The 15,374-nt window shown below is 45.0% G+C and carries 10 protein-coding genes; all 10 read left to right on the top strand.

Annotated elements, in window-relative coordinates; all coding sequences use genetic code 11:
* The first annotated feature begins 13 nt into the window (after positions 1-13).
* A complete protein-coding gene (locus tag V6W81_RS06360; RefSeq protein ID WP_145050434.1) occupies positions 14-502 on the top strand; it encodes a DinB family protein in 489 nt (162 codons plus the stop codon).
* A 254-nt stretch (positions 503-756) separates the two neighbouring features.
* On the top strand, positions 757-1,044 hold the full coding sequence (locus V6W81_RS06365; RefSeq protein WP_338542145.1) for a hypothetical protein: 288 nt from the start codon (positions 757-759) through the stop codon (positions 1,042-1,044).
* Positions 1,045-1,116: 72 nt separating this feature from the next.
* Positions 1,117-1,464 carry a hypothetical protein gene (locus V6W81_RS06370; protein WP_338542146.1) on the top strand — a complete coding sequence of 116 codons (348 nt, stop codon included), beginning with the start codon at positions 1,117-1,119 and terminating at the stop codon, positions 1,462-1,464.
* Between the two features lie 92 nt (positions 1,465-1,556).
* Entirely contained in the window at positions 1,557-2,105 is a 549-nt protein-coding gene (locus tag V6W81_RS06375; RefSeq protein WP_338542148.1) for a GNAT family N-acetyltransferase, read from the top strand.
* A 398-nt stretch (positions 2,106-2,503) separates the two neighbouring features.
* Positions 2,504-3,358 carry a rhamnulose-1-phosphate aldolase gene (gene rhaD, locus V6W81_RS06380; protein WP_338542149.1) on the top strand — a complete coding sequence of 285 codons (855 nt, stop codon included), beginning with the start codon at positions 2,504-2,506 and terminating at the stop codon, positions 3,356-3,358.
* Positions 3,359-3,870: 512 nt separating this feature from the next.
* A complete protein-coding gene (locus tag V6W81_RS06385; RefSeq protein ID WP_338542150.1) occupies positions 3,871-5,688 on the top strand; it encodes an APC family permease in 1,818 nt (605 codons plus the stop codon).
* A 367-nt stretch (positions 5,689-6,055) separates the two neighbouring features.
* A complete protein-coding gene (locus V6W81_RS06390) occupies positions 6,056-7,018 on the top strand; it encodes a carbohydrate ABC transporter permease (protein ID WP_145050444.1) in 963 nt (320 codons plus the stop codon).
* Positions 7,015-7,836 carry a carbohydrate ABC transporter permease gene (locus V6W81_RS06395; protein ID WP_056699714.1) on the top strand — a complete coding sequence of 274 codons (822 nt, stop codon included), beginning with the start codon at positions 7,015-7,017 and terminating at the stop codon, positions 7,834-7,836. The genes V6W81_RS06390 and V6W81_RS06395 overlap by 4 nt, the downstream gene beginning before the upstream one ends.
* 295 nt (positions 7,837-8,131) lie before the next feature.
* Positions 8,132-9,517: an ABC transporter substrate-binding protein gene (locus tag V6W81_RS06400; protein ID WP_430701104.1), complete on the top strand. Its 1,386-nt coding sequence runs from the start codon at positions 8,132-8,134 to the stop codon at positions 9,515-9,517.
* Between the two features lie 452 nt (positions 9,518-9,969).
* Positions 9,970-15,141, top strand: coding sequence for a 5'-nucleotidase C-terminal domain-containing protein (locus V6W81_RS06405; RefSeq protein ID WP_338542154.1), 5,172 nt, complete (start codon positions 9,970-9,972; stop codon positions 15,139-15,141).
* Positions 15,142-15,374 lie beyond the last annotated feature (233 nt).

Raw genomic sequence — 15,374 nt, forward strand, 5'->3', positions numbered from 1 at the left:
GGAGACTTATGATATGAATGGAACTATGCAAATGAGAGATCATCTGCTTCGAGAATTGGAAACAGGCGTGCGTACAGGGGCATCACTGATCCGTCTGATTCGTCCAGAGGATTGGGCATACCGTCCACAGGACAATATGCGTTCTCTGGTGGAGCTAGTGCACCATTTTATTCAAATTACCGCCTCAGACCTTGCCATCATGCAGGAGAAAGGCGAAGCAGAGGTAGGACAAGTTGAGAATAGTCTAGCAGGCATCGAGGATATTGAGAAATTAGAGGCAACGCTGTGGAGTAATCTAGAAGCGTACAAAGACTATATCGTTTCACTCAGTGAAGAGGATCTATTAACCCGTTCAACCAAAGCATTTTATATGGAGCACGGACACCTTCAGGCACAGTGGCAGATTGAGACGCTAACTCATGTATTCCATCACCGTTCCCAGCTCTATAATTATCTCAAGCAACAGGGGCATGAGTTAAACTTCTTCATGTTATACGCGTAAGATCGGAGAATTATAATCTTCTGTCAGCGAAGTTTGTGTATGTAATTCAGTGCGTTTCTACGTTGAGCATAAAGTACGCATCGCAACAGCTCTACCGGATGGTTCGGTAGGGCTCTTTTTTATTTGAATCGATCATCGAATCTCGAATCTATGAAGTCTAGCAAAAATAGACGTTATAACACTGGCATTTTACCGTTACAATGCTAGATTTCAAACATAGAATACCGTATCAAAGCAAAAAGGAGGTGATTCACATGGCTATCCTTTTACCATTACAGTATTACAATCTTCCAGCGGGTGTAGGTAAGTCCTACTACGAAAATCTGGCTGGAGGCTCCAACGCTACTGTAACAGTCAACAACAATGGACCATTCCCCGTATCTCTTGTGATTACGCGTGTCAATGAACCAGTTGTCACTTATGTTGTTCCTGTAAACAGTAGTCTTACGATTGGAGCGGGTCATGTGTTAGTTTTCGCGTTGCTAGCGAATAATGGAGGCCCGGCTTCCGGAACGATTCAATTCGCTGTAGCTGATTTCTAATGCAGACTTGACTGTAGTGCACTGAACAAGCCCTTGTCTGGTAGGTTATCCTTCCGGGCAGGGGCTTAATTTTTGAATGAAGCAACTTTGCTTGAGAATCAGATCCGGACAGGGTCGTTTGCCAAGGATCAGTGGGTTACAGGTTATGATGTTCGACATGGGGAGTACGATCCGCCGTATTCTTTTATGTACAAAGACGCTAAGCTGAGCCTAGAGATGATGGGTGAACCAGGAAATATGTTAGCAAGGTTAAAGAGCGGGTATTTCTTCTCATTTACATATAAAAAGGGAAATGTATATCGTAATGTCGGTGTAGGTGGCGAGTTTAGTCAGAAGCAGTTTACTACATTTATTAAGAGTGTAGAAAAAGAAATTAAACCGCACATTGATCAATTCGAAAAGCTGGCTAAGCAACTGTAGACATAAACCTCCTGTTTAACGTCGCTTTCATTCGATTAATTCATTGTAAAGGAAATAATGAACTGGTCATACCGATGGGAGGTTGTAAGACCATGAAGGAAACGATGAGAACAGAGCGAGAAACGTTTCTTGAAACTGACCGACTTGAGTTCGCGACGTGGACTGAAGAAGACCGACCTTTGGCATCTGCGCTTTGGGGTGATCCAGAGGTGACGAAGTGGATGAGCAACAAGGGATTTTTTAACGAAGATGAGATTGAAGCAAGACTCACGCAAGAGATGAAACGGCAGCAGGAAGAAAATGTGCAATACTGGCCCATGTTTGAGAAAGAAACGGGTGTATTGGTAGGTTGCTGTGGGCTTCAGCCACATTCATCGGATGAGTACATGTATGAATTGGGTGTTCATCTGACACGGGATCATTGGGGTCAAGGTTATGCGACAGAGGCTGCGCAGGCGGTGATCCGATATGCATTTGAAGAATTAGGCGCTAAGGGTCTCGTGGCAGAACATCACCCAGAGAATGAAGCTTGCGAACGAATGTTGCTTAAACTCGGCTTCTCTTATGATCGGGATGAATTGGTCGAGCAGACCGGAAAGATGCATCCGTCATATCTCTTGCAGAGCCCGCCCCAGAGATAAGATTAATGATTCGGTGAACATAACATTAGGAAGTACAGCGCTCACACAATGGTGCTCTATTGGCAACTCGTAATGAGTTACGTCGAATGTAGTCCAAATTCATCGTTTTTTTATTTCATTTTCAGCTTCTATTAAGGTAGCGAGGGTAAGATATCTCTTGTAAACCCCTTCTCGTGTTAGATAGATGTGTGACTGACCCCGCCGGACGCCGGTGGGGTATTTTTTTGTTTGATTTTGAAATAAAACAGATAAACAAACATAAACAAAGATAAATAAAATAAAATTACGATAATATGATTGACTTATAAAGATAAACAAAGGTATAATGAATGTGAAAAAAGGAACTTACTAGTACGTGGTTAGCTAAAAAAATGAGGCAATCTAAGGAGAGAATGATCATGAACGTGACCCTTACGAATAAAACGAACGAAACGGATCGACCTGCTGGCTGGAATATTCCCTTCATCCGCGAGATGGCCGAAATTACACAGCATATGTGGAAAAATGGCTGGGATGAACGTAATGGTGGTAACGTCAGCTATTTGCTAGAGGAAGAAGAAGTTGCTCAGTATATCGATATTCATCACGTCATCCGTACGATTAAACCCGCATTTGCTGTACATGAGTTGGCAGGGAAATATTTTATCGTGACCGCTTCGGGTAAATATTTCAAAAATGTACTTGCTGACCCAGAGAGCAATCTCGGATTGCTGCGTGTCTCGCAGGATGGTCAGGAATTGGAGGTATTATGGGGCTTGAAATCGGGAGCCAACCCGACCAGTGAGTTGCCTACCCACTTCATGAGTCATATCGAACGGCTAAAAATCGACCCGAATCACCGGGTTGTGATGCATAACCATGCGACCAATGTACTGGCAATGACATTCATCCATGAACTGGACGAAGCGAAGTTTACGAAGACGTTATGGCAGATGTGTACGGAATGTGTGGTTGTATTCCCAGATGGTGTAGGCATCATTCCGTGGATGATCCCGGGGTCGAATGAGATTGGACGGGAGACGGCTGAGAAAATGAAAGAGTATCACGCAGTGATCTGGCCACAGCACGGTATTTTCGGTACAGGGACAACGATTGATGAAGCCTTTGGACTCATCGAGACGATTGAGAAGGCTGCCCAGGTGTATATGCTGGTTGCTGGTCATGAGATTAGACAGCGAATTACGGATGAACAGCTCACAACCCTCGCACAAGCTTTCGGCGTGACCCCGCGTCCTGGTATCATCGGCACATAATATATGTATTGCTCGTAGAGGAATATATCGATGGATTGGAAGTGACATTTACACAAGAACGGAGAGGACAGAAATAACGTGAAGAAGCGAAGCGTTCGGCTGAAAGCTTTCTGAAAGAAAGCTACATCGGAAGCATACGCTATCCCCGGATTTACCCCTTTGGAAGAGGGAATCAAAAAAATCTGGGGATAACAGCGATCGGAAGGTTGTTCTGTCATCGGAGTGGTCAGTGTAACTATTGATAATTCAATCTATATTGGTTACGAGTGGAAAAGGAAATGGTCTTTGGTTCACGAACCGAAGTCCGTTTCTTTTTTTTGGCATTCAAACGTCAATTTGGCTCAAAAAAGTTCAAATAGATCATAAAGAATGGCTTTGTTATTCATTATTGAATTGTAGAATGCATTATCTCACGCTGACGAATTTCAGGTGAAATGACGTATTGTTATTGCGCTCGCGATTTTGCATAATAACAATGCTTCACACATGAAAGACGGAAGGAAGTCATGATCATGATTGGCAAAATGAAGAGGGTCTTAATAGGCAGGCCGATGAAATCGGCGCAATTGGATGGAGAGAAATTGGGGAAATGGAAGGCTCTAGCGATTCTATCCTCGGATGCATTATCGTCTGTAGCCTACGGTACGGAACAGATTTTACTAGTGCTCGTTGCGGCTGGATTTGCCGCTCTGTGGTATTCCGTGCCGATCTCCATCGCTGTGCTTGGATTACTTGTCATCTTAATATTCTCTTATCGTCAGACGATATTTGCCTATCCTACAGGGGGCGGGGCGTACATTGTCGCCAAAGATAATCTGGGCACAACGCCAAGCCTGATCGCCGGAGGATCATTGCTGGTCGACTATATCCTAACGGTTGCGGTAAGTTCATCTGCAGGAACCGATGCGATTACGTCGGCGTTTCCCGCTCTACATGATCACAGCATAGCGATTGCGCTGTTGATGATTATATTTTTAACCATAATGAATCTAAGAGGGGTCACAGAGTCAGCATCCGTGCTTGCACTCCCGATATATCTGTTTATCTTCTCCATTGCAATACTTATCATCTCTGGTGGGATCAAATTCTTCACTGGAGGTATGCATGCAGCAGCACCTGAATTCGGAACCAGTCTGTCGCACGTAAGTATATTCCTATTGCTCAAGGCATTCAGCTCAGGCTGTTCTGCACTAACCGGGGTGGAAGCTGTAAGTAATGCCATTCCGAACTTCAAGCAGCCTGCGGAGAAAAATGCAGCAGGAACCCTACTGCTGATGGGATGCATTCTTGGCGCAATGTTCATCGGCATTACGTTGCTCGCTTTTGGTTATGGCGTGAAGCCTGATCCTCAGGCAACGGTTATTTCACAGATTGCTGAAGCAACGTTTGGCAGAGGAACGATGTATTATATCATCCAAGGTGTGACAGCACTCATTCTATTCCTGGCTGCGAATACAGCATATTCGGCTTTCCCGTTGTTGTCGTTCATGATGGCCAAAGACAAATATATGCCGCATATGTTCATGGTGAGGGGAGACCGATTAGGCTTCTCTAACGGTATTATTTTTCTAAGTGTAATGTCTGCATTGCTCGTTGTGGGGTTCAAAGGGAACACGGAAAGTCTCATTCCCCTCTACGCGGTGGGTGTGTTCATTCCATTTACGTTATCACAACTGGGCATGATGATTCGCTGGATCAAAGTCAAACCGGCGGGCTGGAGAACGAAGTTACTCGTTAATACGGTGGGGATGCTGACGACCTTGTCGATCACCTTAATTTTTATTTTCACCAAGTTCACGCAGACATGGGTTATCTTTATTTTCCTACCACTCGTCGTTTATGGCTTCATGCGCATTCACCGTCACTATTGCAACATTGCTGATGAGCTGCGAATTGACATCCAATCGGAGAAACCAGCTCGAAAAGGCAATACGATTGTGATTCCAGTGGCTGGCATTACACGGGTAGTGATGAATACGATCAGTTATGCCCAGACGATGTCAGATAACGTTGTAGCACTATACATCGGTTTCGATGATGAGGCGATTCATAAGATGGAGAAAAAGTGGGCAGAGTGGAACCCAGGCGTGCGTCTCGTGGTGGTGAAGTCCAGATACCGTAGCATTATGGGGCCTTTGAAAAAGTTCATTGATACCGTGGAGTGGAAAACATCCGAGACGGATCACATTACCATTCTAATCCCACAATTCATCACGAAGCATTGGTGGCAAAATGTACTGCATAATCAAACGAGCTTCATGATTCGAACCTATTTGATTAATTATAAGGACGTTATTGTAACAACTGTGCCCTATCATCTGAATCGATAGACGTAACAAGGGTAGAAGGTGAGGGTTATTCTAAACCTGCAATTGACGATAACCCCTTTGTAAATTGCTATTTTCCAGTTTTGTGTAAAATGAATGATATTTCAGGAAATGGACTTTTCATTTCGCTTTTACAAAGACAGCCGCATGAAACTTCCCGAATGGAGGGAGGACATGCGGTTTTTTTGTCATTTTATCCATTAATATGGAAGCTTCCTCAACATGATTCGTTTGGTAAACCCTCTTGTCCACGATTAACATTACGTTGATTCAGAATGGATTCTGCAATGATGTTGAACTTATAGACTGATTAAGGTGGTTATGACGCTTGAGTCGTGACCGAATGCTAATCAAGGGGGAAGAAAATCCGATGAGTGAGCTTGATAACCGGATCGGCTTGCCTGCTGCTAGTCGGCGTATATCGAAGACAAGTGAGCGCCGTACGGCTTCGCTCCGAGTACAACGGATGCGGGAGAATATGCTGGCCTATGGTTTCCTGGCACCATCGCTGCTTTTGTTCGCAGTGTTCCTGTTCTATCCAATGTTTAAATCTGTGTACCTCAGTATGCATTCAACTGATCCTACGGGACAGATTGCTGCCTATGTAGGACTGGATAACTTTAAGGCGGTTTTCCAATCCGGGCTGTTTCTTCAAGGAATGAAAGTGACGTTGTTGTTCGTTCTGTTCACGGTGCCAACGGGCATTCTGGCAGCTCTGATTCTCGCTGCGCTAACCCATAACAAATTTAAGGGAATGCGTGTGTTCCAGTTTGTGTTTTCTCTACCCGTTGTATTATCTGTAGGTTCGTCCGCGGTCATCTGGAAGTTTCTGTTCCACCCAACACTGGGTATGCTGAATTATTTGTTAGGAAAAGTCGGCATTGATCCGATTCCTTGGCTAACCAGTCCGGATTGGGCACTAATCTCCATTTCGATCATGACCATCTGGATGAATCTTGGATTCAATTACATTATTTTGTCTAGTGGATTGCAGGGCATCCCGGATGAAATCTATGAGAGTGCGAAAATTGATGGAGCAGGACCGTTGCTTACGTTTCGCAAAATCTCAATGCCGTTGCTGTCACCTACGCTGTTTTTTGTCAGCGTGGTTTCTATCATTGGTGCGTTCCAGTCGTTTGGTCAGATCAACATTCTAACCCGAGGGGGACCGATGGACAGTACAAACGTATTCGTCTACTCGATCTATCAAGAAGCCTTTGTTAATTTCCGCTTTGGAACAGGTAGTGCGCAGGCACTGATTCTGTTCGCGGTCATTATGCTTCTAACCCTAATTCAGTTCAAATGGGTAGAAAGGAAAGTACATTATCAATGAGAACTCCATGGATTAACACCTTATTGTATGTGCTTCTCACGATCTGTGCGGCACTGGTACTGTATCCAGTCATGTATACCTTCTTCATGGCTGTGATGACGCCCGAGGATGCAAGTGCCTATCCGCCGCATATCATTCCGCAGTCGATTGATCTGTCCAACTTCTCCGAAGTATTCGATATCGTGCCTATTGGTACGTTTATCTGGAATACCTTCCTGGTTGCGGGACTGACCATGCTGGGGCAATTGATCACGGCGAGCATGGCTGCATACGCTTTTGCCAAAATGCAGTTTAAAGGGAAAAACGTCATCTTCAGTATGTTTGTCGCGACGATGATGATCCCTTGGGAAGTCACGATGATTCCGAACTATCTGACGGTTCGTAGTTGGGGCTGGCTTGATACGTATCAGGGCTTAACGGTTCCGTTCCTGGCTACGGCGTTTGGTACCTTCCTGCTAAGACAGTTCTTCATGCAACTCCCCAAAGAGCTGTTTGAGGCAGCAAAAATTGATGGCTGTGGACACATCCGATATTTTGTATCGCATGTCCTACCGCTATCTCGCCCAGCGCTTGGGACACTAGCGATCTATTCATTCCTCAGTATGTACAATTCGTATCTGTGGCCGTTGCTTGTAACGAATACCCCAGAGATGAGAACAGTACAGATCGGGATTTCGATGCTGGAGTTCCAGGAATCCACTGCATGGAATCTGGTATTTGCCGGCACGGCGATGGTCATTCTACCATCCTTGTTGCTGCTGGTGTTTGGGTTGAAACAGCTTGTCCGCGGAATGGCGGCTGGCGCATTGAAAGGCTAGTTATATCAGAGCTTTACCACCATTGAAAAAGGTTCTTGTATTCCAATGCTACGAGCGAGTAAACCAGGCTCAATCTGTAATAAGGTTTTATTAGACTGCAAAAGTAGTGGAGGAGAAGAATCGATTCTGAAGAAGCGATGCGCTCGCCTTTGTCTCCGGATTTATACAATTAAGATATCATTCCAATAAATCTGGAGACAACAGCGATCAAAAGAACGATTCGGATCCGTAACGGCCATCTTGCAGAGTAGTGAAGCACTTATTACGAAATGAGCCCCAAAAAAGGAGAGAGATCATGGTAAAGGGATTTCGGTTGAAAAAAAGAGGAACGTTCGCTTTAATGTTGGCAGCACTCATGTTAGTTATCTCCGCATGTGGTACCAAAGCAGATACAAGCAGCACGCCAGCGTCTAGTGGACAAGCGGATGCCGCTGCAGCGACCACTGAGCCGGTTCAATTGAATTGGTGGCACTCCATGTCCGGTGCCGGAGAGAAAGCGATCAATCAACTTGCATCCGACTTCAATGCTAGTCACCCTGACATTCAGGTAAAAGCAATCTATCAAGGTAAATACGATGAGAGCTTGAACAAACTGAAAGCCTCAATGGGATCAGATAGCGGCCCTGACATCATCCAGGTATATGAGATCGGCAGTAAGTTCATGATTGACTCTGGCATGATTACGCCAGTACAGCAATTTATTGATAAGGATAACTTTGATCTCTCTCAATTGGAGCCAAACATCATTCGTTATTACACTATTGATGGTAAATTGAACGCGATGCCTTTTAATACATCGAACCCAATTCTCTACTATAACAAAGACATGTTCAAAGCAGCGGGCTTGGACCCAGAGAACCCACCGAAGACATATGAAGAGTTCGAACAAGCAGCCAAAGCACTGGGCAAAGACGGTAAACCAGGTGCTTCCATGGCGATCTATGGCTGGTTCATGGAGCAATTCTTCGCTAACCAGAATGCAGATTATGTAAACAATGGTAACGGTCGAGACAGTGCAGCTACGGAATCTCTGTTGAACTCCGAAGCAGGCGTGAAGACATTATCATGGTGGAAAAAGATGATCGACGAGAAAACCGTATCTAACCTGGGACGTAGCACAGATGATACAACAGCAGCATTCACAGCACAACAAATCGGTATGACACTGGATTCTACGGCTGGATTGCGTAAAATCGTAGAAGGCTCTGGCGGTAAGTTTGAACTTGGAACAGGATTCTTGCCACGCCCAGCAGATGCAAAAGATGGCGGAGTCGTGGTTGGTGGTGCAAGCTTGTACATTATGAATAACAAATCCGATGCACAACAACAAGCAGCGTGGGAATTCATCAAGTATTTGGCGACACCAGAAGTACAAGCGAACTGGAGCGTTGCGACAGGATACTTCCCAATTACGACAGCAGCTTACGATCAGCAAGTATTAAAGGATAATATGGCGAAGTACCCGCAATTCCAGACAGCAGTCGACCAATTGCACGCTTCCGTTGATTCGACAGCAACTTCCGGCGCAGTTATGGGTGTATTCCCAGAAGCAAGACAAATTGTCGAAGGAGCAATCGAGACCGTTCTGAATGGACAAGGTGAACCACAGGAAGCTCTGGATGCTGCTGCGAAACAAATTACAGATAAGATCGCACAGTATAACAGCACAGTGAAGAAATAATAATGTTAGATTAATCTCATAACAACAACTCAGATGCGGCGGTCGAACATGATCGTCGCATTTCTTTCTGTGTTCAGATTGAGCATATAAGGTGAGGCTTAAGCCGGATGGACTAAAGATGAACTAAGGATGATCTTTGGAAAGACGGCATCGTAAAATGTCGAAAAGATAATAGTTGTGTACTGTATTTGTTAGTTTATCTAACGTAATGTAGTCGAATATGCTTATTTCTTTAGACCGAAAGTTGGGAAGGTCACGAATTCAGACAGGAAACTGCGTGATTTAAAGTTTTTATTTAACATAAATTATATTTTTGTAAAGTATATGTTCTATTTTCTATCATTTTATAAAAATAATGTTTACATGCAATCCGGGTTCAGTTATCTTATATTTGAACTAATGTACAAGCTGTCTGAACAAATGTTGCTAAGTTGAAAACATGGAGGGAGAACATGAACAACAAGCAAGTGAAGCGTTGGGCACAATGGTTGCTGGTATTCGTTCTTATCGTAACTGGTGCAGCGCCAATGGGTGGATTCGGTAGTACTGCGTATGCTGACGATGACAGTGTTGTAGTAGAGCAGCCACAACAGGAGGATTCAGGATTAGGGGTACCCGATGATGAAGCAATCGAACAACAACCATTACCTGAGAAGACGGATGAGCCTGTAATCGAAGATGAACTAAGTAGTGAGTCTGAACTTGTCGAACCTGCTCAGATGGATAGCGAAATCCAGGTAGCGGACGATACGCAGATTATCCCGATTGCCGATGCACGAGTACTTGCGCCAAATACGAATGTAGCTGTTTCTGGTCTCGTAACATACAGTGAACTCGCAGGTGAATTCACGAATTATTATATTCAAGATGATAACGCAGGTATTGTAGTCCGAGCGAAAAATCAAGTTAACGTGGGAGACCGCATCGAAGTTTACGGACCGATAACCCATTACAACGGACTCGTTCAGATTGAGAAGGATAAGTCAGGTTTTACAGAAGGATACTTGAATATCGTGGAACAGAATGTGACCATTCCTGAGCCAAAAGGCATGATCTCTACAGATTTTGTAAGACCGGAAGATCGGAGTAACAAAGGCCCAGGTGAGAAGTATGAGGGTATGTTTGTCGAAGTAAGAGATATTAAGGTAACTAGTGGCGGTGGTTCTACATTCTACGCCACCGATCAATACGGCGGAGAGATGACGATATACGCCAAAAATTCCCCCACAGCGCTAGCTGTCGATAAAACCTACGAATATGTGCAAGGTGTACTTACGTTCCATACCAATTATGGATTGGAGCTTCTTCCTCGAACTGCAGCGGATGTTGTAGAAAATAGTCTGTCTGTAATTGCAAGTGTTCCGCCAGGCGGAATTCCTCATAACAATGAAGTCACATTAACCACACCAGCCAAGGACGCAGTCGTACATTACACAACAGATGGAACGGAGCCTACTTCTTCTTCCACTATATATAGTTCTCCACTAGTTATTGATCGGGATATGGTCATAAAATCCGTTGCCATTCTAGATGGACAATCTAGTGGAGTATATACTTTTACTTATCAAGTACTGCCTAACAAAGAGGACTTGCGTATCCACGATATCCAGGGCGCGGGACATACATCTGTTTTTAACGGATATGATGTGAAGGATATTGAGGGGATTGTAACCTCGGTAAGTTCCAGCAGTTTCTATATGCAGGAGCTGGAGAACAAGATGGACAACGATGATCACACTTCTGAAGCGATACAGGTGTATAAACCAAGTCATGGTATGAAAGTCGGTAATCAGGTGAAGGTATCGGGCAAAGTGACGGAATATGGAGCGGTTAATGAATTAACCACCACCCAAATTTCAGCGAGCTCGATTGTGAAGACATTGGATCAAGTCGATCTACCCAAACCAGTGAAGCTGGGGAAAAACGGTCGTATCATTCCAACCGTTATTGATTCGGATTCATTTGCACAATTCAATCCAGAGACAGATGCCATAGACTTTTATGAGAGTCTGGAAGGCATGCGTGTTGAGTTGGAAAATCCCGAAATTATTGGGCCATATTCGAGCCAACCGGGTCTGGCCGTTGTCGTGGATAACGGAGAGAATAATCCGGTGCGTACACCTTCGGGCGGCGTCATATTGACTGATAACGGAAAAGGCATGTTTGAGAGTGATCTCAATCCGCAGCGTCTATTTATTGGCAAGAAACCTTCCAAAGCCGTTAAAACAGGAGATATGCTTGATGGTAATGTTATTGGCGTCATGACATACACTGCTGGCAATTTCAAAGTAATTCCCGAAGGGAACTTGCCAGATGTAATCTCCGGTGAAACGAAGCAAGCCATTACTTCCATAGAGCAAGCCAAAGACAAACTGACGATTGCCACATTTAATGTGGAGAATTTCAGTAAGAAGGATGCAGCAAGAGCCGACAAAATCGGCAAGATCATCGTCGATCATCTGAACAAGCCAGACATCATTGGCATAATGGAGGTCCAAGATAACGACGGCGATGCCGACACAGGTACAATAGCGGCCGATCAGAGCTTTCAGACGTTAATTGATGCGATCAAGGCAAACGATGGACCAACCTATCGATATAGTGAGATTTCTCCAGAAAATAACAAGGATGGCGGGGCACCAGGCGCGAATATTCGTGTAGGATTCCTTTACCAACCCAACCGTGTAACGTTAGCTTCTGGTATGGGCAAAGGCAAAGCGACAACAGCGATTGAAGTCAAAGCCGACGGTAGTCTCTCGGTTAATCCCGGCCGAATAGCGCCTAATGACGAAGCGTTTGCTAGCTCTCGCAAACCGCTTGCAGCGGAATTCGAATTCAACGGTGAGCGTGTAGTTGTGGTTGCTAACCATTTCAATTCCAAAGGTGGGGACTTGAAGCCTTTTGGAAGTATACAGCCTGCGACACGAAGTAGTGAGGTTCAACGGGCGAAGCAAGCTACGCTTGTAAATGGTTTTGTAAAAGAGTTATTGAACAAAGATCCTGACGTTAATGTCGCGGTTCTTGGTGATTTCAATGACTTCCAGTTCTCCAAAACATTGAACATTCTCAAAGGTAATGAACTGGACAATCTAGTGAACAAGCTACCGGAAAATGAGCGTTACTCCTACATCTACGATGGAAACTCTCAGACACTGGATCACATTCTGGTGAGCAAAAATGTGTCTGATACAGCAGTCATCGAAGTCGTGCATGTGAATGCTGATTTCGAAACAGCAGGTGGACGGGTGAGTGACCATGATCCATTGCTAGCTCAATTAAGCATCGGCGATGCGGCGGAAGAAGGCGACTTCAATCTGCGGGTATTGCACACCAATGATACACACGCGCATTTGGATAACATCCCTCGCCGTGTCACGGCTGTTAAGGAAGTGCGCAACGATAATACGCTGGTGCTGGATGCAGGAGATGTATTTTCGGGTACGTTATACTTCAATCTGTTCAATGGTCTGGCGGATCTGGAGTTCATGAATATGATTGGATACGATGCGATGACCTTTGGTAACCATGAGTTTGATAAAGGTACCAGTGTGTTAAAAGATTTCATTGAACAAGCTGAGTTCCCATTCGTGAGTGCTAATATTGACTTTGGGAAAGATGCGCATCTGAGTGGCCTGTATAATGAAAGCATTGGCAAACCGGGGGAGGACGCCCAAATCTATCCGGCTATTATTACAGAGGTAAATGGTGAACAGGTCGGGATTTTTGGTCTAACTACAGCGGATACGGTATCTCTATCCTCCCCGGGAGATGAGCTGAAGTTTGAGGATTACCGAGCGAGTGCCCAAGCCACGGTGGACATGCTGCAACAGGAAGGCATTAACAAAATCATCGCCCTGACACACTTGGGTTACTCCGAGGATCTGAAGCTGGCTGAAGCAGTAAAAGGCATTGACATTGTAGTAGGCGGTCATTCGCATACGATTCTGAAAGAACCGATTGTTGTGGGCAGCCAGGATGAACCTACACTAGTTGTGCAGACTGGAGAGTATGACGTTTCTCTTGGAAAGTTGGATGTTACGTTTAATGAAGAGGGCGTATTGAAGAAATGGAATGGTCAATTACTGAGTCTGGATGCAAAGGACGCTGCCGGTAACTATATATACGAGGAGGATCCTGTTGCCAAAGCTAAGCTTGCTGCATATGCTCCTGAACTGGAAAAGTTCAAGAAAACAGTAATCGGCAAAACCAGTGTATTTCTGGATGGAGAGCGCAACAGTGTACGTAAGCAGGAAACGAACTTGGGGAATCTGATGACAGATGGCATGCTGGAGAAAGTGAAATTGATTGTGAAGGAGAATAATGTCAAAGGGTACGTAGCGATCCAAAATAGCGGCGGTATTCGAGCTTCTTTCAAGGAAGGCGACATTACGTTAGGTGATCTGCTCACCGTAATGCCGTTTGGGAATAATCTGTCCGCACTGAAAATGACAGGTAAAGAAATTACGGCTGCGCTGGAAAACGGCGTAAGTGGTGTGGAAACGGGAGAAGGACGCTTCCCGCAAGTGTCTGGAATGCGATTCTACTACGACTCCACCAAGCCAGGTGAGAAGATTGATTCCGTGACGAACCAAGTAACACAAGTGGGCAAACGGATCATCAAAGTGCAAATTAAGAATGCGAACGGAACGTATACGGATATTGATCCGAATGGATATTATATCGTAGCTACGAACTCTTTCATGGCCAACGGCGGTGATTTCTACCGCGCAATGAGAGCTGCTAAGGATGATAATCGATTCTATGAATTGAATCTGGTCGATTATGAAATTTTCAATGAGCACCTTGATCGAGTAGGTACGGTAAACCAAGCGACGGAGGGACGTAGTACCGATCTAAAAGGTAGCTCATTGCCAGGGGAAGGAAGTAATCCTGGTAACGGCGGAGGGAATTCCGGAAGTAACCCGGGTGGAGGTAATTCAGGTGGTGGAGGTGGTGTAACTACACCAGCACCAACAACGCCAACCCCGGCACCAAGCAATCCGACACCAACGCCTACACCTTCTCCAACGAACCCAACACAACCGACAACTCCACCTGCTTCAGGTTCGAATGGTTCTACGACACCAGGTGTGGTTCTGGGGGATGTGGCGAGTCATTGGGCAAGTGCTGCTATTCAGCAGGCCATTTCCCGGGGAATTGTGAATGGATATCAGGATGGAAACTTCCGCCCGAATGCCTCCGCTACACGCGCTGAGTTCATTGTTATGCTGGCAAGAGCATTTAACCTTCCGGCCAGCAACAAAGCGTTGACGTTTAAGGATGCTGCTGGGATACCTGCTTGGGCACAATCTTTTATTGCTCAGGCTGTAGATCAAGGAATTATTAGTGGATATACCGACGATACGTTCCGATCATCAGGCAAAGTGTCGCGTGTAGAGATGACGGTAATGCTAGTTAGAGCTCTTGGACTTCCGGTAGACTCCAGTTCTACACTGAGTTTTGCGGATGCAGATCAGGTGCCTGCATGGGCAGTTCCTTATATCGCTGCAGCCTATGAAGCAGGTTTGGTAAAAGGAACAGGCAAGAATAGGTTTAACCCATTGGCTGAAGCTACTCGGGCTGAAGTAGTAACATTGCTAATGTCAGCAGGTGAGCTTCGGTAACGGTTGTAAGGATTGGGATTGGATAGTCACAGAGCAACAGTATATGTTGTAGAAAACAGCTTGCAAGTATTCATCTTGCAAGCTGTTTTTTTTGTGCAAAATAAACGATACGCTATACGTGTTAGTGAGTAGTAGGAGCAGTGTAAGGAAAAAGATTGACACCCTAGGAGCTCCTATCATATAATCAGCACGATAAAATGATAATGATTATCATTAATGATTAGGGGAGAAAA

This window comes from Paenibacillus tundrae, assembly GCF_036884255.1.
GTDB lineage: Bacteria > Bacillota > Bacilli > Paenibacillales > Paenibacillaceae > Paenibacillus.

Excerpts from the sequence above, each read along its gene's own strand:
- V6W81_RS06360 (WP_145050434.1), top strand. The coding sequence starts at position 14 with ATGAATGGAACTATGCAAATGAGAGATCATCTGCTTCGAGAATTGGAA.
- V6W81_RS06365 (WP_338542145.1), top strand. The coding sequence starts at position 757 with ATGGCTATCCTTTTACCATTACAGTATTACAATCTTCCAGCGGGTGTA.
- V6W81_RS06375 (WP_338542148.1), top strand. The coding sequence starts at position 1,557 with ATGAAGGAAACGATGAGAACAGAGCGAGAAACGTTTCTTGAAACTGAC.
- rhaD (WP_338542149.1), top strand. The coding sequence starts at position 2,504 with ATGAACGTGACCCTTACGAATAAAACGAACGAAACGGATCGACCTGCT.
- V6W81_RS06385 (WP_338542150.1), top strand. The coding sequence starts at position 3,871 with ATGATTGGCAAAATGAAGAGGGTCTTAATAGGCAGGCCGATGAAATCG.
- V6W81_RS06390 (WP_145050444.1), top strand. The coding sequence starts at position 6,056 with ATGAGTGAGCTTGATAACCGGATCGGCTTGCCTGCTGCTAGTCGGCGT.
- V6W81_RS06395 (WP_056699714.1), top strand. The coding sequence starts at position 7,015 with ATGAGAACTCCATGGATTAACACCTTATTGTATGTGCTTCTCACGATC.
- V6W81_RS06400 (WP_430701104.1), top strand. The coding sequence starts at position 8,132 with ATGGTAAAGGGATTTCGGTTGAAAAAAAGAGGAACGTTCGCTTTAATG.
- V6W81_RS06405 (WP_338542154.1), top strand. The coding sequence starts at position 9,970 with ATGAACAACAAGCAAGTGAAGCGTTGGGCACAATGGTTGCTGGTATTC.